Source organism: Nocardia sp. JCM 38205, from assembly GCF_058222935.1.
The window spans coordinates 499,811-519,965 of sequence record NZ_JBYHFL010000002.1 but is presented as its reverse complement, the minus strand read 5'-3'; the positions used below and the strand labels follow the sequence as shown (position 1 = coordinate 519,965).

At 68.8% G+C, this 20,155-nt stretch carries 19 protein-coding genes; 10 read left to right on the top strand and 9 right to left on the bottom strand.

Features of this window, described 5'->3' with window-relative positions:
- Positions 1-99: 99 nt before the first annotated feature.
- A complete protein-coding gene (locus AC4HOU_RS09155; RefSeq protein ID WP_490724365.1) occupies positions 100-1,491 on the bottom strand; it encodes a styrene monooxygenase/indole monooxygenase family protein in 1,392 nt (463 codons plus the stop codon).
- A gap of 96 nt (positions 1,492-1,587) precedes the next feature.
- Here AC4HOU_RS09155 and AC4HOU_RS09150 point away from each other — a divergent pair, with 96 nt between their 5' ends.
- The gene (locus AC4HOU_RS09150; RefSeq protein ID WP_194992498.1) at positions 1,588-2,070 is read left to right on the top strand and encodes a GAF domain-containing protein; all 483 of its coding nucleotides are present in this window, start codon (positions 1,588-1,590) and stop codon (positions 2,068-2,070) included.
- Between the two features lie 112 nt (positions 2,071-2,182).
- On the opposite strand, the gene AC4HOU_RS09145 is transcribed toward AC4HOU_RS09150, so the two are convergent.
- A complete protein-coding gene (locus AC4HOU_RS09145; RefSeq protein ID WP_195020245.1) occupies positions 2,183-3,613 on the bottom strand; it encodes an LLM class flavin-dependent oxidoreductase in 1,431 nt (476 codons plus the stop codon).
- Positions 3,610-4,821 (bottom strand): acyl-CoA dehydrogenase family protein, encoded by a 1,212-nt coding sequence (locus AC4HOU_RS09140; RefSeq protein ID WP_195020246.1) that lies wholly within the window; start codon positions 4,819-4,821, stop codon positions 3,610-3,612. Before AC4HOU_RS09140 ends, AC4HOU_RS09145 begins: the two co-directional genes overlap by 4 nt.
- Before the next feature lie 95 nt (positions 4,822-4,916).
- Between AC4HOU_RS09140 and AC4HOU_RS09135 the strand changes: the two genes are divergently transcribed.
- Positions 4,917-5,219, top strand: a complete 303-nt coding sequence (locus AC4HOU_RS09135; protein ID WP_309139032.1) for a DUF1905 domain-containing protein — start codon at positions 4,917-4,919, stop codon at positions 5,217-5,219.
- Between the two features lie 20 nt (positions 5,220-5,239).
- Here the strand turns inward: AC4HOU_RS09135 and AC4HOU_RS09130 are convergent, their stop codons facing one another.
- The 3 genes from AC4HOU_RS09130 to AC4HOU_RS09120 form a co-directional block, all read right to left on the bottom strand.
- Complete coding sequence (locus AC4HOU_RS09130; RefSeq protein ID WP_163816121.1) at positions 5,240-5,572, bottom strand: hypothetical protein; 333 nt, start codon at positions 5,570-5,572, stop codon at positions 5,240-5,242.
- A gap of 155 nt (positions 5,573-5,727) precedes the next feature.
- Positions 5,728-6,024 carry a type II toxin-antitoxin system PemK/MazF family toxin gene (locus AC4HOU_RS09125; RefSeq protein ID WP_163816123.1) on the bottom strand — a complete coding sequence of 99 codons (297 nt, stop codon included), beginning with the start codon at positions 6,022-6,024 and terminating at the stop codon, positions 5,728-5,730.
- A complete protein-coding gene (locus AC4HOU_RS09120) occupies positions 6,011-6,244 on the bottom strand; it encodes a hypothetical protein (RefSeq protein ID WP_194992847.1) in 234 nt (77 codons plus the stop codon). Before AC4HOU_RS09120 ends, AC4HOU_RS09125 begins: the two co-directional genes overlap by 14 nt.
- A gap of 108 nt (positions 6,245-6,352) precedes the next feature.
- Here AC4HOU_RS09120 and AC4HOU_RS09115 point away from each other — a divergent pair, with 108 nt between their 5' ends.
- Complete coding sequence (locus tag AC4HOU_RS09115; RefSeq protein ID WP_163816127.1) at positions 6,353-7,132, top strand: alpha/beta fold hydrolase; 780 nt, start codon at positions 6,353-6,355, stop codon at positions 7,130-7,132.
- A gap of 15 nt (positions 7,133-7,147) precedes the next feature.
- On the opposite strand, the gene AC4HOU_RS09110 is transcribed toward AC4HOU_RS09115, so the two are convergent.
- Positions 7,148-7,912, bottom strand: coding sequence for a crotonase/enoyl-CoA hydratase family protein (locus AC4HOU_RS09110; RefSeq protein WP_195006855.1), 765 nt, complete (start codon positions 7,910-7,912; stop codon positions 7,148-7,150).
- A 197-nt stretch (positions 7,913-8,109) separates the two neighbouring features.
- Between AC4HOU_RS09110 and AC4HOU_RS09105 the strand changes: the two genes are divergently transcribed.
- The 4 genes from AC4HOU_RS09105 (at position 8,110) to AC4HOU_RS09090 (ending at position 12,539) form a co-directional block, all read left to right on the top strand.
- Positions 8,110-8,871 carry a crotonase/enoyl-CoA hydratase family protein gene (locus AC4HOU_RS09105; protein ID WP_195020247.1) on the top strand — a complete coding sequence of 254 codons (762 nt, stop codon included), beginning with the start codon at positions 8,110-8,112 and terminating at the stop codon, positions 8,869-8,871.
- 161 nt (positions 8,872-9,032) lie between these two features.
- On the top strand, positions 9,033-10,136 hold the full coding sequence (locus AC4HOU_RS09100; protein WP_163814516.1) for a glycoside hydrolase family 183 protein: 1,104 nt from the start codon (positions 9,033-9,035) through the stop codon (positions 10,134-10,136).
- A 213-nt stretch (positions 10,137-10,349) separates the two neighbouring features.
- The gene (locus AC4HOU_RS09095; RefSeq protein WP_163814515.1) at positions 10,350-11,573 is read left to right on the top strand and encodes an erythromycin esterase family protein; all 1,224 of its coding nucleotides are present in this window, start codon (positions 10,350-10,352) and stop codon (positions 11,571-11,573) included.
- Positions 11,574-11,849: 276 nt separating this feature from the next.
- Complete coding sequence (locus AC4HOU_RS09090) at positions 11,850-12,539, top strand: class I SAM-dependent methyltransferase (RefSeq protein WP_195020248.1); 690 nt, start codon at positions 11,850-11,852, stop codon at positions 12,537-12,539.
- 162 nt (positions 12,540-12,701) lie between these two features.
- Here the strand turns inward: AC4HOU_RS09090 and AC4HOU_RS09085 are convergent, their stop codons facing one another.
- The gene (locus tag AC4HOU_RS09085) at positions 12,702-13,307 is read right to left on the bottom strand and encodes an alpha/beta hydrolase family protein (protein WP_163814513.1); all 606 of its coding nucleotides are present in this window, start codon (positions 13,305-13,307) and stop codon (positions 12,702-12,704) included.
- Positions 13,308-13,540: 233 nt separating this feature from the next.
- Between AC4HOU_RS09085 and AC4HOU_RS09080 the strand changes: the two genes are divergently transcribed.
- The 3 genes from AC4HOU_RS09080 (at position 13,541) to AC4HOU_RS09070 (ending at position 17,813) form a co-directional block, all read left to right on the top strand.
- Positions 13,541-15,376 (top strand): acyl-CoA dehydrogenase, encoded by a 1,836-nt coding sequence (locus AC4HOU_RS09080; RefSeq protein ID WP_163814512.1) that lies wholly within the window; start codon positions 13,541-13,543, stop codon positions 15,374-15,376.
- Positions 15,377-15,667: 291 nt separating this feature from the next.
- The gene (locus AC4HOU_RS09075) at positions 15,668-16,756 is read left to right on the top strand and encodes a glycoside hydrolase family 183 protein (RefSeq protein WP_195020878.1); all 1,089 of its coding nucleotides are present in this window, start codon (positions 15,668-15,670) and stop codon (positions 16,754-16,756) included.
- Positions 16,757-17,078: 322 nt separating this feature from the next.
- Positions 17,079-17,813, top strand: a complete 735-nt coding sequence (locus AC4HOU_RS09070; RefSeq protein WP_163814510.1) for a helix-turn-helix domain-containing protein — start codon at positions 17,079-17,081, stop codon at positions 17,811-17,813.
- A 41-nt stretch (positions 17,814-17,854) separates the two neighbouring features.
- On the opposite strand, the gene AC4HOU_RS09065 is transcribed toward AC4HOU_RS09070, so the two are convergent.
- On the bottom strand, positions 17,855-19,867 hold the full coding sequence (locus AC4HOU_RS09065) for a VanW family protein (protein WP_163814509.1): 2,013 nt from the start codon (positions 19,865-19,867) through the stop codon (positions 17,855-17,857).
- Positions 19,868-20,155: the final 288 nt, after the last annotated feature.

Below are 20,155 nucleotides of genomic sequence, written 5' to 3'. Positions count from 1 at the left end.
CGCCGGGCCGGTGCCGGGCGGACGGTCGGCGCACCATCCACTTCAGCACCGGGCCGGTGGCCGGACGAGGGTTTGAATCTGTGCGATCGGATCGCCGGGTCAGCCCACTGCCAGCGCGGGCGCGAACGACGACCGCTCGAACCGGCCCGCCGGTGCGAACCGGCCGAGCAGCTCGGCGGCGTCGACCCCGGTGACCTGCGTGATGTAGGCGGCGGCGTCGGCAGCCGAATCGATGGCGAGCAAGGGCTGCGGCCGGTGCAGCAGACCCACCAGCGCCGACGCGAACCGCGGTTCGACGGCCGCGGCCGCGGCCGCGAAGAACGGTTCGGCGATCTCCCCGAGCGCGGGGTCGCTGAGGAACAGCCTGGTCACCTTGTTCGCGGCGTCGCTGCGGGCGGCGAGGAAGCTGTCGTACTGCGCTTGCAACCACGCCGCGTCGAACGGGCCGTCGTGCACGGCGGCCGCCGCGATCAGCCGCTGGGCCTGGATCAAGCCGCTCTGGGCGCCCTGCCCGGCGATCGGGTCGTAGGCGACCGCGGTGTCACCGAGCGCGGCGACCACATGCCCGTTGGCCGTATGCCCGACTCCGGCCCGGACCACCGGCCGCACCGCGCCCTTCAGCCAGGAATGCGGGTCCTCGGCGATCACCTCGGTGGCGAGCACTTCCGGCAGATCCCATTCGGCGAAATCGCGGTAGAGGTCCTTGACGATGCGCAGCGCGGACTCGGCGGAATCGGCTGCGGCGAAACGCGATTCCCATTCGCTGCCCGGGCGGGCCCAGCCGAGGAACGCCCAGCTCGGGCCCGCGTCCTTGTGCAGATACGGGCCCCACCAGCCTTCGCCCTGGTCGGCGATGATGGAGAAGCCGCTGTGCGCTCCGCCGGCCTGGCCGCGGTGGGCGAACACGCCCTGATCATGGCCGAGCCCGGTGACGGTGACGGTCAGCAGGGAACGTTGTGGCTTGTCGTAGACGGTGCGCTGCGGATCGATGGCGAACAGCTCGGACAGTCCGGCCTTGCCGGTCGCGACGAGGGTCAGGTCATTGGCGGCCGCGATGGTGTCCAGCGTTTCGGGTGTGACCGGTTCGACGAGGAAGGCGCCGCCGCGCTCCCGGAAGGTGCTGAGCCGCTCGTCGGCTTTGAGCCTGGTGTCGACCGCGACGCCCACATAGCCGTCGAACTGTCCGTCGAAGGCGATGAGCTCGGCCTTGTCCGGCCCGACGATGCGCGCGCTGAGCCCGGTGTGCCTCGGCGCGCGCCCGGTGTAGCTGTCCAGTCCGAGCGCGGCCTCGGCCTGCTGGGTCTCACCGAATTCGAGGGCGGTACCGGTGGCGGGCACATCGTCGCGGAGCGCACGCTGATCGCGATCGCTGTAGAGGGTGACGTCGAAGCCTGCGTCGAGCAGGCCGAGCGCCGCAGTGACGCCGGTCTGGCCGGCGCCGATCACCGCGGCCGAACGGGTGGAGCGGGAAGCGGAATGCTGCGTTGTCATGGGTGAATGGTGCTGGTGGCCAATCTCTTCCGGCAGTATTGCGATCACGCAGAATCAATAGGGAGACCGTATGACGATGACGCATACCATGGCGGCATGTCGTTCACCGTCACCGAACTGAGCGGGGACCGCACCGAGCAGTACCGCGGTCTCGCCGAACAGGCGCGGGCACTGGTCGCCGGCGAATCCGACCGGATCGCCAATGCCGCGAACCTGTCCGCGCTGCTGTTCCACACCCTGGCCGATCTCAATTGGGCGGGCTTCTATTTCTTCGACGGGCACGAGCTGGTGGTGGGGCCGTTCCAGGGCAAGCCCGCCTGCGTGCGGATCGCCCTCGGCCGCGGGGTCTGTGGCACCGCCGCCACCACCCGCGTCACCCAGCTCGTCCCCGACGTGCACGCCTTCCCCGGCCATATCGCCTGCGACGCCGACACCCGCTCGGAAATCGTGGTCCCGCTGGTGCGGCAGGGTGAGCTGGTCGGGGTCCTCGATCTGGACAGCCCGCTACCCGCTCGCTTCGACACCATCGACCGCCTCGGGCTGGAGGCGGTGGCCGGGATATTTCTCGGCTCGTTCTGAACGGGGCGGCGCAGGGCCTGGCGCCGGGCCGCAGGCCGCGCGTGCCGATTCGGCCGACACCCCTGTTCGACTGCCCGGTGGACCGGATCAACCGCTCTCCGGTCCGTCCGATCTACACCGACGGCGCTGCCGCGACTCGACGGACGGCCTCGTCCGGCAGGGCCGTCGATCCAGGACCACCCAGCCGGTAGCGCGCTCCACGATGTTCCTCAGGAAGCCGATCACCGGCGCCGAAGAGCGCATTGCGCAGCGTGCCCGGTTGATATTCGGTGGCATAGACACCGCGCTCGGTCAGCACCGGAACCACGTGCCGGACAATGTCTTCGAAGCTGCCGGGAGTGATCGCGTAGGCGAGGTTGAAGCCGTCCAGATCGGTGCCGTCGACCCATTCCTGCAAGCGGTCGGCGACGGTTTCGCCGGAACCGACGAAGACCGGGCCCATACCGCCGATACCCGCCCACCGGCCGATATCGCGGACCGTCCATTCACGTCCGTCATCGTCGAATTCCTGGAAGGCCGCCACCGCGGATTGGATCGCGTTGCTCTCGACTTCGCCGATCGGGTCGTCGAGGTCGTATTCGGACAGGTCGATACCCATCCAGCCGGACATGAACACCAGCCCGCCCTCCACGCTGGCGTAGGACAGGTACTCCTCGTGTTTGCGTTGGGCGGCGTCGTCGGTCGCATCGGTGATGATGGTGGCGAGGGCGTAGATGCGGGCGGCGTACCGATCCCGGCCCGCAGCCTCGAGGGCGTCGCGCACCCGCGCGACCGTCTGCGCGAGCACCCGTTTCGACGGTCCCGCGATGAAGATCGCCTCGGCGTTCTCGGCCGCGAACCGCACCCCGCGTGGTGATGCGCCCGCCTGATAGATGACGGGGGTGCGCTGCGGCGACGGCTCCGACAGATGCACACCCGGCACGGTGAAATGCTTGCCACGGTGCCCGATGTGGTGCACCTTGGCCGGGTCGACATAGATGCCGCGTTCGCGGTCGCGGACCACGGCGTCGTCCTCCCAGGAACCCTCCCACAGCTTGTAGAGCACCTCGAGGTATTCGTCGGCCTGGTTGTAGCGCTCATCGTGATCGAGCTGATCGTCGGCGCCGAAATTCCGGGCCGCCGAAGGCAGATAGCCGGTCACCACATTCCAGCCGAGCCGCCCCTTGGTGAGGTGATCGAGAGTGGACAGCCTGCGCGCGAACGGATACGGATGCTCGAATCCGGTGCCGGTGGTGATGCCGAAGCCGAGATGCTCGGTGACCGCGGCCATCGCCGACACCAGCAGCAGCGGATCGGCCAGCGGGATCTGCGCGGCCTGGCGCAGCGCGGCGGTGTCGTCGCCGCCGTAGACGTCGTAGGTGCCGAGCACGTCGGCGATGAAGATGCCGTCGAACCGCCCGCGCTCCAACAGTTTCGCCAGCTCGGTCCAGTAGGACAGGTCTTTGTAGCGGTGCGATTGATCGTCGGGATGGCGCCACAGCCCGGGTGACTGATGGGCGACGCAGTTCATATCGAAGGCATTGAAACGGATCCGCCTGCTCATCGGGCCACCGCCTCGCCGCGCGCACCCGCGCTCCACGCGAACGGCAGGTCGGTGCCGTTGAGCAGGTGATCGCCGATGGCCCGTGCCTTGAAAATCGCCGGATTGTGCACCGAGATGGTGCGGGCATTACGCCAATGCCGGTCCAGCCGCAGCCGCTCCGAGACCACCGACGCCCCACCCACCTCGAACAGCTGGGTGGTCGCCGCGAGCACGGTATCGATGACGCCGAGCTGCGCCTGCGCGGCCGCCAGTTCGGCTGCCGCCAGCGATTTCTCGTCGGTCGCTCCGCTGGCGAGCACCTCGTCGAGCACATCGGCCACCGCCAGCACACTGGCCCGAGCCCCGAACGCGGCCGCCGACAGCCGCCCGATCACCTGCTGCACCAGCGGATCGGCGCGCGGCAGATCGGCGGCGGCATGGGTGTAGGTGCGGGTGCGTTCGACGACCCAGGCCCTGGCATCGCGTTCGGCGCGCGCGGCGATGCCTGCGAGCACGGCGAGCTGGACCAGTTGCAGGTACGAGGTCGCGTAGGTGGGGCCGGGCGCACCGTAGCCGGGGCCGAGGATGCGTTCTTCGGTCACCACGACGTCGGTGAATTCGGTGGTGCCGCTGGCGGTGAGTCGTTGCCCGAAGCCGTCCCAGTCGTCGTGCTGCCGGACCCCGTCGGCGTCGGCGTCGACCAGCACCCCCACCCGCTCGCCGTCGCGGTCGGCGGCCACCAGGATGTGATCGGCGTAGAGCGAGCCGGTGCTGTAGTACTTGACGCCGTTGAGCAGCCAATGGTCACCCCGAGGGGTGAGCGTGGTCCGGTAGCGGTCGACGGCGCCCACACCCGGCTCGGTGATGGCATTGCCGACCAGCGTGCCCGCCCCGACCGCGCGCAACCAGGCGTCGCGGGTCGGGCCGGGTTCGGCGAGCAACTGATCCTCGACGAAGGAGAAATGCACCCGCAGCGCCTGCGGCAGATTGGATTCGGCGGCGGCGAGATCGATGAGCAGCCGGAACAGCTGGCGGACGGTCACGCCGAAGCCACCGGCCTCCACCGGGGCCCGCAGCGCGCCGAAACCTGCCGCTTTCAGCCAGCCGATTTCCTCGTGCGGCAACCGCCGGTCGATCTCCCGCTCGACCGCGCCCGCGGCGATCCGGTCGAAAATCGGCGCGAAGGTCGCGTCCAGCTCAGCGTCGGAAACAGATGTCGCGGATGTCATCGGCCAACGATCACCCAACGCGCCGCCGAGATCACCGGTTACGCGCAGCGCGATCGAAACGCACACCTGTCGGTGCCCCGGGCTATGGTCGCGTCGTGACTGGCGAGCGGTACACGTTTACGGCGCGCGTGTGGGAACACCACGGGCAGGGCGCGTGGCATTTCGTCGATCTGCCCGAGGACATCGCCGATGAGATCGAGGAGATCTACGGGCACCGCTCGGGCGGGTTCGGCTCGGTGCGGGTCCGGGTCACGATCGGTGGCAGCCGATGGTCGACGTCGCTGTTCCCCGACAAGTCCAGGGGCACGTATGTGTTGCCGGTGAAGAAGCCGGTCCGCGTCGCCGAGGATCTGGTGGCCGGGTCGCGGGCGCGGATCGAGATCGTCATCGCGATCTGATCCGCGCGCCGCTCATCGGGTCAGCTCGGCAGCTTCACGCATTCGGTGACGATCTTGGCCTGCGCCGAGCGGGTCTTGTCGGCGTCTTCCTTGCTCATGCCGAAGTTCTCCGCGTCCGGCGACTGTGGGTCGTGCTCGCCGGACAGCAGCGTGCGCAATCCGTCTTGGGAGATGCCCTCGGCGACAAAGACCTTCGCCACGCAATCGGCGAGCGCCTTGTCCTGCATGCCCTTGTCCTGCATGGATTTGGACAGGTCCGCCTCCGTGACGGTGGCCGCCTCGGCATCGCTGCTGCCGCACGCAGCCAGCAGCGGCAGGGCGATGAGCGCCGTGGCAATCAGCTTGATCCGCACCGAATTCCTCTCTCAGGGGTGTAGCAGCCGGGCCGGCGAGGGCGCCGGGCCGGCGGGTCCGCATCGCGTGACGGCGCGGATCCACGCCCGTGTGTAGTCGTAGCGATACGGAGTCCGCAACCCGAAACGGCGTTTTCGGGGTATTCCACAGGTACTCAGAGATCCATCGCGGCGCGCAGCGCGGTATCGAGGCGATCCATCGTCTCGGCGTCGGCCTCGTCCACCCGTTCGGCCAGCCAGCCGCGATAGATCCGGCCGATATTGCCCGCGTGCACCCAGCCGAGCGAGCCGAGCGGGACGGCGAGGATGTCCTGCGGATCCTGCTCGAGCAGTTCGGCGGCGATCAGCCAGGGGCGCGGGGATTCGTTGATGCCGTCGCTGCTGATGAGCACGACGGTGCGGTGCGGTGCCGATCCGTGCGGGTGATACAGCCAGAGTTCACCCCTGCGCACGCATCGCCTCCTCCGCGGCGGCCATCTCGGCCGCGTCTCTGGCCGCCTGAGCTGCTACCTCGGCGGGCTCGGGGATGGGCCCGACGCCGGTGCGCACGGCTTCGCGGCGCGCGGCCTTGGAGATCCAGGCCGACGGTGACATTCCCGCGCGGGCGGCGGCCTGCTCGGCGAACGACCAGGCGGATTCGTCCAGCGAAAGGGTGACCTTACGCGTTGCCATACCATTTATCGTACCGCTCGCCGGGCCGCCTGCCCACCCGCAGGAACGGCAACTGACGTCGCCTGCCTGCTGTTAATCTGACGGCTCACGAGCGATCGGAGTCCCACGATGAGCACCCTGCGCCATGACCGATTCGGCACCGGCGAACCGCTGGTGCTTGTGCACGGCGTCGGCAGCCGCAGGCAGGTGTGGGAGCCGATCATTCCGGCGCTGGCCGAATCCTTCGAGGTGATCGCGGTGGATCTGCCGGGTTTCGGCGAATCGGCGCCGTTGCCGCACACCACCGTCGGCACGCTCGCCGACGCCCTTGCCGATTTCCTCGCCGCCGAGGGCATCGAGCGTCCGCACCTGGCGGGAAATTCGATGGGCGGCGGTATCTCGCTCACCCTCGGCGCGCGCGGGCTGGCCCGCTCGGTGACGGCCTATTCGCCGATCGGTTTCTGGGATACCCCCGGCCGGATCTGGTGCCAGCAGTCGCTGGGCAAGTCGAAGGCCATCGGCAACCGTCTGCGCCCCGCGCTGCGGAAAGTGCTCGGCACCGCGGCCGGGCGGACCGCCTTCCTGAGCTTGGTCATCGGCAAGCCGTGGGCACTGGATACCGAGACCGCCGTCGCCACCGCCCTCGGCGCCATGGACGCCCCCGGCTTCGACGACGCCCTCGCCTCCTTCGCCGACTTCCGCCTACCCGACCCCGGCGCCCTGGCCGGCCTCCCGGTCACCATCGCGTGGGGCAACCGCGACATCCTGCTCACCTACGCCACACAGGCGCGCCGGGCCAGGGCCGTGCTGCCGGAAGCCGAGCACATCACCCTGCGCGGCAGCGGGCATACGCCCTTCTACGACGACCCGGCCGGCTGCGCCCGAGTACTGCTCGATCGGCTCGGTTAGCACGCGGCCAGATGGTCAGCGTCCCTGCCACTGCGGCTCGCGCTTCTGCGCGAAGGCCAGCGCCCCCTCGGCGGCATCCTTGGAGAACAGTGCGGGCAAGGCGACCTCGCCCTGTTTGGCAAAGGCCTCGGCGCTGCTCCAGTCCGGCGATTCGTCGATGATCCGCTTGCTCGCCGCGACCGCCAGCGGCGCCGCCGCGGCGATCTCGGCGGCGAGTTCGAGGGCGGTATCGAGCGCACCACCCGGCTCGGTGACCCGATTGACCAGGCCGAGCTGATACAGCCGCTCGGCGCCGATCCGCCCACCCGTCAAGGCCAATTCGGCCGCGGTGCTGCGCGGTAGTCGCTGCGTCAGGCGCAGTACGCCACCGCCCGCCGCGACCAGCCCGCGCTTGACCTCGGGGATCCCGAACTGCGCGTCGCGGGCGGCGACGATCATGTCGCCGGACAGGGCCAGCTCGAACCCACCGGCCAGGGCATAGCCCTCCACCGCCGAGATCATCGGCTTGGCGGGCGGTTTCGCCGCGATCCCGAGCGGCCCGCGATGCGGCGTCATCGGCATCTCGCCGCGCGAGGCGGCGACCAGATCCATTCCGGCGCTGAATGTGCCGCCCGCACCGGTGAGGACCAGCACCCGGGCCTGCACATCGGCTTCGAACGCGTCCACGGCCGCCTCGATGGCCTGCGCGGTGGCCAGATCGATGGCATTGCGGGCTTCCGGACGGTTGACGGTCAGCACGGTGATCGCATCACGCCGTTCGACCAGCACCAGATCGGTCATGGGATGTCCTCTCGATGGGCAGCACCTGGCCGTCATGGATCGTCGACGACCACCGGGATCGACACTATTCGAGCCGGGCCCCGCGTGACCCGGCTTCGGCTCGCTCTCCCGCTCAGCGAACCGATGCCACGGACCGTGGGCCGCGGCGTGCCCGAAAGCGCCCCACGGACGAACTTACCGCAGAGTAAGATAATGCCATGGGCTCACACATCGCGGTGCGGTTCGAAGGTGAACGCGCCTACGTCACGCTGAACCGGCCGGACAAGCACAACGGCCTGACCATCGAGATGCTGCGCGATCTGGTGAGCGCCGCGCACGCGGTGGCCGAGCGGCGCGACGTGCGCGCGGTCATCCTCTCCGGCGCGGGGCCGAGCTTCAGCAGCGGACTCGATATCGCCGCGGCCACCGGCGATCCGCTCGCCATCGTGCGCAACTTCGTTCCGCTGCCCTGGCGCGGCACCAATACCTTCCAGGAGGCCTGCTGGGCCTGGCGCCGGCTGCCGGTTCCGGTGATCGCGGTCGTCCACGGGCGCTGCTACGGCGGCGGCCTGCAGCTGGCGCTCGCCGCCGATTTCCGTTTCGCCACCCCCGATTCCGAATACTCGGTGATGGAGGTGAAGCACGGTCTCATTCCGGATATGTCCGGCACCGCGACGCTGGCCCGGCTCGTCGGCGCCGATCAGGCCCTGCTGCTCGCCATGACCGCCGACACCGTCGGCGCCGCGCACGCCGCCCGAATCGGGCTGATCACCGAGATCAGCGCCGATCCGATGGCCGAGGCCGAGAAGCTCGCCGACCGCATCGCGGCCCGTCCGCCCGACGCCGTCGCCGCCGCCAAGCGCCTCATCGACCGCGCCTGGCACGCCTCGGCCCGCCGCGCGTTCGCCCTCGAGCGTGCTGCGCAGTTGCCGCTGATCGTGCGGCGAGCATTGGGATCGGGTGGAAAAACACCGAAATAGGTTTGGGAATCGCCCGGTCGCAGGCGCAACCCCCCAATTCTGGGGATTTCACTGCTAGCATTTCCGACGATTTGCCAGCCAGTCGAAATGTGGTGCACGACACACGCGTGCGTTCCGTGGATCGAGGCCCGTTTCGGCGCGACCCCGGAGGGCCCACCCCTGTGAGCAGAACCGCGTCCATCCTGATGTCCGCGCTCGCGGGCGCCTCGGCCCTGCTTCTCACCGCGACCGCCCCGGCCACGGCAAACCCTAACGCCATCAACCCGATCCCGGTGCTCAACGGCACCAACGGCCTGCCGAACCTGCCGGGCCGCACCCAAGCCGTCTTCCAGGTGACGGGCATGGCCAGCCCCAACGTCACGCAGAACTACAACGTGCTCGGCACCGACCTCGGCATCATGTGGGACAACGGCCACGGCGAGATGCTCACCGCCTTCGGCGATACCGCGGGCCTCGGCTTCCCGAACCTGCTCGCGGGCAGTATGTGGGCGTGGCGCAGCAATATTCTGGTGCGCAGCCACACCAAGGATCCCTCCGGCGGCATCTACTTCGACAGCGTGGTGCGCGATGTCTTCGGCCAGGCCCGCGATCTGATTCCGAGCCCGAAGATTCCGTTCCTCGAGATCAGCCGCATCCCCACCGCGGGCATCTCGGTGGGCGGCGTGCAGTACATGAGCACCATGTCGGTGAAGACCTGGGACGCGCCCGGCGAATGGACCACCAACTTCTCCGGCCTGGCCGCCTCCGCCGACAACGGCGAGACCTGGGCCGATCTCACCGCCACCCGGCGCCCGAACGAGGGCGGCAACGCCAACTTCCAGATGAACGCCTTCGTGAAGGACGGTGGCTTCGTCTACGTCTACGGCACGCCGTCCGGCCGCGACAACGCCGCCTACATTTCGCGGGTGCGTGAGCCGGATATCCAGAATCTCGGCGCCTACGAATACTGGGACGGCGCCGGCTGGATCCGCGACGTGAACAAGGCGGCGCCCATCATGCACGGCGTCGGCGAGCTGTCGGTGATGTACAACGACTATCTCGGCCAGTTCATCTCGCTCACCACCGATCCGTGGAACTCGGTCGTCATGCGCCGCGCGTCCTCGCCGGTGGGTCCGTGGAGTGCGCCCGAGGTGCTGATCGATACCCGGGCGTTGCCCACCGCCTATGCGCCCTCGATCTTCCCGTATCAGACCGGGAGCGATCTCTACTTCCTCACCACGGTGCACAGCCAGTACAACGTGCTGCTGATGCGCACCCGCCTGTAGACCCGACCCAAGGTCGTCGATGCCCGCGCTGCCCGGCGCGGGCATCGTCGCGTTTCCGAGCCCGCGCACAGCTCGGCTGACGGCAGCAGCATTACGCGTCGACGGACCAGCCCCGCGGCACCCGTGCGATCGAAGGCCCGATGACGAGCTTGACCTGAACAAAGGTTGATGTACGAGCCTGGGGATCACACACGATCAACCGGGAGGACCATCATGACCGCGCAACTGATCTCGGACATCGCCGAAACCCAGCAGTGGCTGCGGGCACGCGCCCGCCCGCTGCGCACCGAATCCGACGCCGTCGGCGCCGATCTCGATCCGCTGATCGCGCGACTCGCCGAGGCGAGCGTCGTGGGCATCGGCGAGTCGACCCGGTTCTCCCGGCAGACCTTCGGCGTGCGCGAGCGCATCTTCCGGGCGCTGGTGCAGCAGCACGGTTTCCGGGCCCTGGCGATCCAGGACGGCGCCCGCTCCGGCGAACGGCTCGACGCCTACGTCCGCACCGGCCAGGGCGATCCGGCGACAGCGCTCGCCGGGGCCTGGCGGCCGTGGCGGACCGCGGACATGGTGGCCGCCCTCGACTGGATCCGCGCGTTCAACGAACAGCATCCCGACGACCCGGTCACGGTGTTCGGCATCGAACCGCCCGCCGCCGAACCCGCCGATTACGACGCCGTGCTCGATCACGTCCGCACCGAGGCACCGGATGCGCTGGCACAGCTGCGATCCCATCTCGATCCGATCCGCACCGCGCACCGCGTGGACGAACATGTACAGCGTCACCAGGGGATTCATCCCGGCCGCCCGTTCATCGAACACGCCCGTGATGCCCTGCACCTGATCGAACAGCTGGCCGGGGTCCCCGAGGAGATCGCCGCGCGCATGCGGATGATCGTCGATTTCCATCAGTACAGCGTCGCCGGTCAGGGCGGATTCGCCAGGGACGAGCGGCGTTCGGCCGAGACCATCATCGAGCGGCAGCGACGGACCGGCGCGAAGATCGTCTACTGGGACGGGATCGGTCATACCGCGGGTGCCGACGCCGGAGTCGGGCGCACCGACCCGGCCCTATTCCGCGGCGCGGGGGTCCATCTGCGGGCCGAATTCGGCGCGCAGTACCGCGCCGTCGCGGTCGGCTTCCATCACGGCGATCTCGGTGTCGCGATCGCACCGGACCCGGCGCCCGACTTGATCGACGCCCAGCTCGGCGCGATCGATCTGCCCGCCTTCTTCGTCGACCTGCACGGCGACGCTCCCGAACCGGTCGACCGGTGGCGGCGCGGGCCGGTGAAAATGCGCACGATCAGCGGGATCTACGACCCGGCCAAGGACGATGAAGCCTTCATCACGGTCGGCTCGCTCGCCGACGCCTTCGACGTGCTGATCCACGTTCGTGCGTCGACGCCCGTGGAGTGGCTGCCGGAGTTCGCCGCCTGATCGCGCGGTCGCACAGTCGGGGACGGGCCCGGTGACACCGGTTCACAACGACAGCGAACGAGACCAACGCACGCGTGATCGCGAGCGCAGCCGCGCAGCGGGCCGAATGCGCCGGGTCGGAGCGGTGACGCGCGGCGGGGTTTTGCCGGGGTGTCACGCTGACCAGCTCGCCCCTAGGTGCGGGCTGGTCAGCACTGGGCTCACGGACCGCTGAGGCGGGCAGCGGGGCCGCCGGGTTGCCGAGGCACCCCGGTGGGTGTCAATACACTGGCCGCTATGGACGCGGCCGAATGGGATGCGCGGTACGCGCAGGGTGAATTGGTGTGGGGCGCACCGCCGAACAGCACCGTGGTGGAGCACGTCTTCGGGCTGGATCGGGTGACGCCGCTGCATCCGGGCCCCGACGGCGTCGTCCCCGATCTGCCGCGCGCGCTCGACCTGGCCTGCGGCGAGGGCCGCAACGCGCTGTGGCTGGCCACCCACGGCTGGCGGGTGCACGCGGTGGATTTCTCGCAGGTGGGCATCGATAAGGGGCGCACGGTCGCGACCCGGCTGTCGCGCTCGGTCCGGGAGCGGCTCACCTGGCAGTGCGCCGACCTCACCGATTTCGAGTCGACCGGCATCACCGGCCCCTACGAGCTCGTGCTGATGGTGTTCCTGCATCTACCCGCCGCCCAGCGCCGCCCCCTGGTGCGGCAGGTGGCGCGACTGCTGAGCCCGGGCGCCACCCTGCTGGTGCTCGGCCACGACAGCACCAATCTCACCGACGGTTACGGCGGACCACAGGACCCGGAGATTCTGTTCACGCCCGACGACATCGTCGCCGATCTGGCGGGGCTCCCCGATATCCACATCAGGGTCGCCGACCGCATTCAGCGCCCCACCGAGGGCCGCGACGCGATCGACGCCCTGGTCATCGCGTCCCGGGCGGATCTGGAACCGGAGCAGCCGGCGCCGTCCGACTAGGGGAACAGTCCACAGGTCGTGGCCGCTGGACTGTGGACCGGACGGCACGATCAGTCGTCGCTCTGCACCAAGGCGCGTCAGATATCGCCCCGGCCTCAACAGGCCGGGAAGCCCTGTGTCCGTCAGCGGTCGACGCCCGTGCGCGCGGTCCGGGCCAGTGGGCTATCCGACGACGCTCCATCGCGTCAGCCATCTGCCCGCCGTCGCACCGATGACGTCGAAGCCCGTCCGGAAAGAATGCGGCTGACCCGGGATAACGCAGACCTCGGCGGCATCGCCCGGATCCGGGATGCCGAACGGGTCGCTACCGCCGTTGATCACCACCACCTCGATATCGCCGGTCGCCAGCAGCTCATCGCGCCGGGATTTCTCCGGCTTACCCGGCGGGTGCAGCGGGAACGCCAGCGCGATCACTCCGCGCGCGCCCACCTCGATCGCGGTCCGGCACGCCACCCGCGCCCCGTTGCTGCGCCCACCCTGGATGAGCGGCAGCTTCTTACCCACCCGCCTGCGCACGGCCTCGACGATCTCCACCCAGGCCGCGTCCTGTTTCACCGCCGATCCTGGCGCCCGCCCGCCCGCGACCCGGTACGGCTGGGTCACCAGGCCCACCGCCCCACCGGCGTCGAGGGCCGAATCGCGAACAGCCAGAATGTCTTTGGTATCGACGCCGCCGCCCGCGCCGTGGGTCAGCAGCAGGAGGAACCCGGCGCCGCGCGGACGGCGCAGCTGCACCTCGGCGGGCCCGGCACTCGTCTCGATCCGCACACCTCACAGTAACCGCAGGTCAGCTGCCAGCCGCCGGCCCGGCGAGGGGTGGCGTGTTCATCGCGTCACATTGGCTGATTTCGTCTTTGCGACCGCCTTACTGGCCGGTAATATGGCGAATAAGTTACCCGCGAGTAGCATGCGGAAAACCGGTATGGCTACCCGGAGGCGACAACGGGCGGGAACGGCAGAACAACCGACCGCACCAACTCGATGGAGAGTGAGTAGCAGACATGGGCCATTACAAGAGCAACGTCCGCGACCTGGAGTTCAACCTCTTCGAGGTGCTCGGCATCGGCTCGGTGCTGGACAGCGGCGCCTACGGTGACCTGGACACCGACACCGTGAAGGAAATGCTCAACGAGGTCCGGCGCCTGGCCGAGGGCCCGCTGGCCGACTCCTTCGTCGAGGGCGACCGCAACCCGCCGGTCTTCGATCCGGAAACCCACACCGTCACCCTCCCCGAGGCCTTCAAGAAGTCCTACCGCGCCCTGGAAGACGGCGAGTGGATGAAGGTCGGCGTCCGCGAGGAGCTCGGCGGCCTCGGCGCCCCCTCCAGCGTCGTCTGGGCGTTGAGCGAGATGATCCTCGGCGCCAACCCGCCCGCGCAGATGTACGGTGCGGGCGCGGGCTTCGCGCAGGTCTTCTACAACAACGGCACCGATGAGCAGAAGAAGTGGGCTCAGATCATCGCCGAGCGCAACTGGGGCGCCACCATGGTGCTGACCGAGCCCGACGCGGGCTCCGACGTCGGCGCCGGCCGCACCAAGGCCATCAAGCAGGAGGACGGCTCCTGGCACATCGAGGGCGTCAAGCGCTTCATCACCTCCGGTGACTCCGACGACCTGTTCGAGAACATCATGCACCTGGTGCTGGCCCGCCCCGAGGGCGCGGGCCCCGGCACCAAGGGCCTGTCGCTGTTCTTCGTGCCGAAGTACCACTTCGACTTCGAGACCCAGACCCTCGGCGACCGCAACGGCGTCTTCGTCACCAACGTCGAGCACAAGATGGGCATCAAGGTCTCGGCCACCTGTGAGGTCACCTTCGGTGGCCACGGCATCCCCGCCAAGGGCTGGCTGGTCGGCGAGGTGCACAACGGCATCGCGCAGATGTTCGACGTCATCGAGAACGCGCGCATGATGGTGGGCACCAAGGCCATCGCGACGCTGTCGACCGGTTACCTGAACGCCCTCGACTTCGCCAAGGAGCGGGTGCAGGGTGCGGACCTGACCCAGATGACCGACAAGACCGCGCCGCGCGTCACCATCACCCATCACCCGGATGTGCGTCGCTCGCTGGCCATGCAGAAGGCCTACGCCGAGGGCCTGCGCGCGGTGTACCTCTACACCGCCGCGCACCAGAACGAGGACATCGCCCAGCTGGTCTCGGGTGCGGACAAGGACACCGCGTTCCGCGTCAACGATCTGCTGCTGCCGATCGTCAAGGGCGTCGGTTCCGAGCGCGCCTACCAGTACCTGACCGAATCGCTGCAGACCTTCGGTGGCTCCGGCTTCCTGCAGGACTACCCGATCGAGCAGTACATCCGCGACGCGAAGATCGACTCCCTCTACGAGGGCACCACCGCCATCCAGGCGCAGGACTTCTTCTTCCGCAAGATCGCCCGCGATCGTGGTGTGGCGCTGGCGCACGTGGCCGGCCAGATCCAGAAGTTCATCGACGCCGAGGCGGGCAACGGCCGGCTCAAGGGTGAGCGCAAGCTGCTCGCCACCGCGCTCGAGGATGTGCAGGCCATGGCCGCCACCCTGACCGGGCACCTGATGGGCGCCCAGGAGCAGCCGACCGAGCTGTACAAGGTCGGCCTGGGTTCGGTGCGCTTCCTGCTGGCCGTCGGTGACCTGCTCATCGGCTGGCAGCTGCTGCGTCAGGCCGAGGTGGCCGGCGCCAAGCTGGACGAGGGCGTCACCGGCGCCGACGAGGCGTTCTACAAGGGCAAGGTCGCGGTCGCGCAGTTCTTCGCCCGCAACGTCCTGCCGGAGCTGACCGCCACCCGCACGGTGCTGTCCAACCTGGACAACGACATCATGGAGCTCGACGAAGCCGCTTTCTAGGCCGGCCCGCCTCTCCGGGATTCTGGCCGGATTCAGGTGCCGTGGGAGTCGCGTTGGCGGCCGGCGGTGAGTGCCGGGGTGGGTTAGCCCGTACCCGGTGAGTTACCCGGATCTTGCGAGATCAGGTGGCAAGTAGAGCACAAGCGAATGAGCGGCTCGGAATTTCCGGGCCGCTCTTTCGTGTATCTGGGGGCGGTGTCCGTGTTTCCGTCTGGCGGGTGTCGGCGGGCCCGGATAAGGTTCTCCTTGCGTTCGAACCGGGTGGGATCTGTCCAGGAGGAAACGGTGAAGCTGAACCGATCGTTGGCCACGCTTGCCCGCGTCGGAGCGGTGGGTGCGGTGTGTTCGATGGTTCTGGCGGGGCCCGCCATCGCGGATCCGAACAATGTCAATCCGATTCCGGGGCTGAACGGTCAGCCGCGCGGGTTGCCCGCGCTGCCCGGGCCCACGCAGGCGATCTTCCAGGTCACCGGCATGGACAGCCCGAACCGGACGCAGAACGTCAACGTGCTCGGCACCGATCTCGGCATCATGTGGGACGACGGGCGCGGCGGCATGATCACCGCCTTCGGCGACAGCGCCGGGCTCGGTGTGCCGAACCTGCTCGCGGGCAGCGTGTGGGCCTGGACGAGCAACGTGCTGTTCCGCAGCCATGATCCCGACCCGTCCGATGGCATCATGTTCGACGGCGCTGTGCCCAATCCACTGCCGAGCCCCAAGATTCCGGGCATCGAGATCAGCCTCATCCCCACCGCGGGCATCTCCGTGGGCGGGGTGCAGTACATGTCCATGATGTCGGTGCGCAGCTGGGGCGATCACGGCAAGTGGGACACCAATTTCGCGACCCTCGCCGTCTCCGGTGACGGCGGCCAGACCTGGGCCCAACTGCCCACCACCCGCCGCGCCAACATCGACGGATTCGAGAAGTTCCAGCAGAACGCCTTCGTCAAGGCCGGCGGCTACGTCTACAAGTACGGCACCCCGGCGGGCCGCGACCACGCCGGCTACATCTCCCGGGTCAGAGAGCACGAGATCGCCAACCTGGACGCCTACGAATACTGGGACGGCCGCGGCTGGAAGCCCAACGACGCCAAGGCCGCAGCGCCGATCGTCGGCGGCGTCGCCGAACTGTCGGTGCAGTGGAACGACCACCTCGGCCAGTACGTCATGCTCACCACCGACCCGTTCAACTCCGTCGTGCTGCGTACCGCCCCCGCCCCCGAGGGCCCGTGGAGCCCACCCCGCACTCTCGTCGAAGCCGCCGCCCTCCCCACGGCCTACGCCCCGATGATCTACCCCTACCAAACCGGCGGCGACCTGTACTTCATGCTCACCGTGCACAACCAGTACAACGTCATCCTGATGCGCACCCCGCTGTAACGCGGGCCGGTAACGCCGACTTCTCCCCGGACCGAGGCGATTTCGCGCCGATGTGCTCGGCGCCGCCCGCTTCTGCGGTGCCCGTTCAGGTGTGCCATACTCTGCGCGCGATACCGATTGCCTTTCGCTGCAAAGCTTTCGAAGGCTGGGGTAACGAATGAGCGACGACTCGGTGCAGGAATGCGCCGAGGTAGGGATCGGCGCCTATCGTTTGCCTTCTCGGTACCGAGTTCTGCGCAATGTGACATCCGGCGCGGCAGAGGCGATTTTCGGCGCTCCGCTGTGCCGGTTTCGTGGTTTCAGGCGAAAGCGGTGAGGGGACATGATCGAACAGCGCTACACGATCGGCGAATACGTTCGGGAACGGCGGCATTCGGTAGGAATGAGCTGCGGCGAAATGGCGGTGCGGGCGCGGGTTCCGCGAGTGGTCGCCGAAGAGGTCGAAAGCGGTGCACGCGAACCCAGTTCGGAAACCCTGTCGCACCTGTTCGACGCCTTGCAGGTTCCGGTGTGGTTCCGCGCGCATATCAGCAGCCTGACCCGCCCGGACTTCCTGCCGAGCGGGCTCGGCGCGGCACCGGACACCCCGACGCCCGACGATCTGGCGGATCTGCGCAGCCTGACCCATCCCGCGTGCTTCCAGGTATTTCCGACCTTCGATATCGTCGCCGCCAATTCCGCTTATCAGCGGTGGTTTCCCGGTGTGGAAGCGGGGACGAACGCGCTGGAATGGATGTTCTTGAACCCGGCCGCGAAAGCGGTGCTGCCGGAATGGGCAGCGGAAGCGCGGCTGCTGGTGAATGCGTTCCGGGTGCTGTCACCGGGGCTCGCCGACGACAAACGGATCGCTGAGATCGCCGACCGCTGCGGACGCGCACCGGAATGGGATCAGATGTGGGCGGCACCGCTGCGGCCCGAGGAGCTGCACCGCGATCGGGTGCTGGTGCGCGACCCCGTCACCCGGCGCAACCGCGGCATGATCGCACGCATCTACGCGCCGGAATTCCCGCGGCGGCCGTGGATGCTGTACCGGCTGGTGCCCGGCGCGGGGCGCTGACCACCGCGCGCCGAGCCGCCTCGGGATGACCGGGCCGGCCGCTACTCACATTTGACGATCGGGATCGGATCGTATTTCACGGTCCGGGTGGTCCGCGAAACTTCCCTGCCGGTAGCGATATCGGTGATCACCCGGGTGTCGCTGACGGTGAAACCGTCCGCGCCCTCGGTAGCGATGCAGCCATCACCCTTGGGCAGGGTGATGGTCTTGGGTTTGGTCGGCTTGGTGCGTTCGCCGGTGATGGATTCCACCTCGACGGTCTTGGTGCCCCAGATCCGCACGGTCACTTCGGAATTGTTCGCGGAGGCCTCGATATAGATGCCGTTGGCGGTGTTGTTGCGGAAGCTGAGGTCGATGGCGCCATCGAAGACCGTCGCTTCGCGGGCTGCCGGATACCGCGAGATGTAATAGCTGTGCTCGGTGTGACCGGCGTCTTCCAGACCGGCGAAATAGGCCGCGTTGTAGAGCGTGGTGGCGAACTGGCTGATACCGCCGCCGACCGCCTTGCTCGGCCGGCCGTGGTCGATGATGCCGGATTCGACATAGCCCTCGGCGGTGCCGCGCGGGCCGGTGAACTCGTTGAGCGAGAAGGTTTCTCCGGGTTTCACGACGGCGCCGTTGACCTTCCTGGCGACGGTCCGGATATTCACCCCGGACGGCCCGCTGAATCCGCCGGTGGTGAATTCGCCCATCGGCTCCACGATGCCGAGGCCGGCAGCCGCTTCGGTGGTCAGCTTCGGCTCCACCTTCTCGTACACCGCGGGCGCGGTGCGCTGCGGCGCGGGCGCGGCCAGCAAGGTCGCGAGCGGTTCGAGGGTCTTCTGCCAGTTGATCTTGTCGCCGACCACCGACGGAACCACCGTCGGTTTGCCGCCGGTGAGGGTGAAGGTCGCGTCCTTGGGCTCGACCTCGGACTCCTTCAGCTGCGGAGCCAGCAGGTCGGTGGCGACCTTCTGATCGATGCGCGGGGTCAGACCGCCGTTGCCGTCCGGCGCGAACGACACGATGGTGGCGATCTGCTCGGGAACCAGCTGGGCCTTACCGCCCTTACCGTCGAAGATCACCGGCGCCGACACCGCGGGCTGGGCGATCTGCTGCAACGCCTGGTCGATCGCGTCCTGGCGAACGGCGACCGGGGCGGGTACCACCGGCAGGTTCATCGGTGTGCCCGCGACCCAGTTGTGCACGAGCACCTCGCGGGCAGCGGCCGCATCGAGCACTCGGCCGGGGACCGGAGCCACCGCCACCGGCCGAGCGTTCTCGAAGACGATGGTGCCCTCGACGGTGGGGCGGTCGTGCACCCGCAGCGCGTCGAACGTTTTGCCGAGCGCCTGCTCGTCGACGGCGGTATCGACCTCCACCGTCTCGGTGCCGAACAACGAGGTCAGGCGGGTGATCGGGTTGAGCGGCTGATCGCCGATCCGATCCCAGGTGCCGTCCCAGTCGACGCTGAGACCCGCTGAGCCCGGCACCAGGGTGGTCTGCACATCGCCGATCGTCACGGGCAGTTCCCGGCCCGCTCGACCATCCAATTCGGCGCGCAGCTGGGCGTCGGCCGCGGATTTGTCCATGCCGCCGATCTCGACCCCGGCGACCACCACACCACGCGGCACCTCACCGGAGGACATGGCCAGGTCGGCCACATAGCCGAGCAGGCCGAGGCCGAACAGGGCGCCGACCGCGATACCGATCTTGCGTGCCTTCGGCGACTGCATGATCTGCAGGAACTCGGGACGCTTCTTCGATTCCTCCGGCTGCCGGGAAATCGGGCGACGCTCGCCCGGTGCGCGTGGGGCCGGTGGGCGGGGCGGTTCGGCGCCCGCCGAGCCGGCTTCGAGGTCTGCCCGGCTCTGCTCCGAGTAGGCGTAGGCGGCGGTTTTCTGCGTTCCGACGGTGTCCTCGGACGGAGCGTGCGAGGCCCACTCGCGCTCATGCGCGTTCTCGGGGCCGTTCTCGGCCTGGGCCGGTTCGTTCGCTGCCGACGCCGTGGACCCGAATCGCAGCGTCGGCTGGGCACCACCTGCCGTCCCAGCGGTCGGCGGGACCGCGCTCATCACCTCCGTGGGCGATTCGCCTGCGTCCGGGTGAGCGGCGCCCCTCGCCACATCGGCAGCCGGGCCGTGACGACCTGCGCTGCTGCGCGAGCCTCCGGCTCGGTGGTTGTGCTCGATCGCCAGCGCGTCGGTCGCGATGACGTCATCGTCCGGATGGGCCGTGGGTGCAGCCGATGTCGGCGGGATCGGGAGCCGACGGGTCAGCGGTTCGTTCGGTGTCGCATCGGTGGGCCGGACCTGCTCCGAGTGCGACCGGGGCGGATCGGGCTGGACGGGCAGCCGCTGCGT

Excerpts from the sequence above, each read along its gene's own strand:
- AC4HOU_RS09080 (WP_163814512.1), top strand. The coding sequence starts at position 13,541 with ATGGGCCATTACAAGAGCAACGTCCGCGACCTGGAGTTCAACCTCTTC.
- AC4HOU_RS09150 (WP_194992498.1), top strand. The coding sequence starts at position 1,588 with ATGTCGTTCACCGTCACCGAACTGAGCGGGGACCGCACCGAGCAGTAC.
- AC4HOU_RS09110 (WP_195006855.1), bottom strand. The coding sequence starts at position 7,912 with ATGACCGATCTGGTGCTGGTCGAACGGCGTGATGCGATCACCGTGCTG.
- AC4HOU_RS09065 (WP_163814509.1), bottom strand. The coding sequence starts at position 19,867 with ATGAGCGCGGTCCCGCCGACCGCTGGGACGGCAGGTGGTGCCCAGCCG.
- AC4HOU_RS09105 (WP_195020247.1), top strand. The coding sequence starts at position 8,110 with ATGGGCTCACACATCGCGGTGCGGTTCGAAGGTGAACGCGCCTACGTC.
- AC4HOU_RS09090 (WP_195020248.1), top strand. The coding sequence starts at position 11,850 with ATGGACGCGGCCGAATGGGATGCGCGGTACGCGCAGGGTGAATTGGTG.
- AC4HOU_RS09115 (WP_163816127.1), top strand. The coding sequence starts at position 6,353 with ATGAGCACCCTGCGCCATGACCGATTCGGCACCGGCGAACCGCTGGTG.
- AC4HOU_RS09095 (WP_163814515.1), top strand. The coding sequence starts at position 10,350 with ATGACCGCGCAACTGATCTCGGACATCGCCGAAACCCAGCAGTGGCTG.
- AC4HOU_RS09155 (WP_490724365.1), bottom strand. The coding sequence starts at position 1,491 with ATGACAACGCAGCATTCCGCTTCCCGCTCCACCCGTTCGGCCGCGGTG.
- AC4HOU_RS09145 (WP_195020245.1), bottom strand. The coding sequence starts at position 3,613 with ATGAGCAGGCGGATCCGTTTCAATGCCTTCGATATGAACTGCGTCGCC.
- AC4HOU_RS09140 (WP_195020246.1), bottom strand. The coding sequence starts at position 4,821 with ATGACATCCGCGACATCTGTTTCCGACGCTGAGCTGGACGCGACCTTC.
- AC4HOU_RS09120 (WP_194992847.1), bottom strand. The coding sequence starts at position 6,244 with ATGGCAACGCGTAAGGTCACCCTTTCGCTGGACGAATCCGCCTGGTCG.
- AC4HOU_RS09070 (WP_163814510.1), top strand. The coding sequence starts at position 17,079 with ATGATCGAACAGCGCTACACGATCGGCGAATACGTTCGGGAACGGCGG.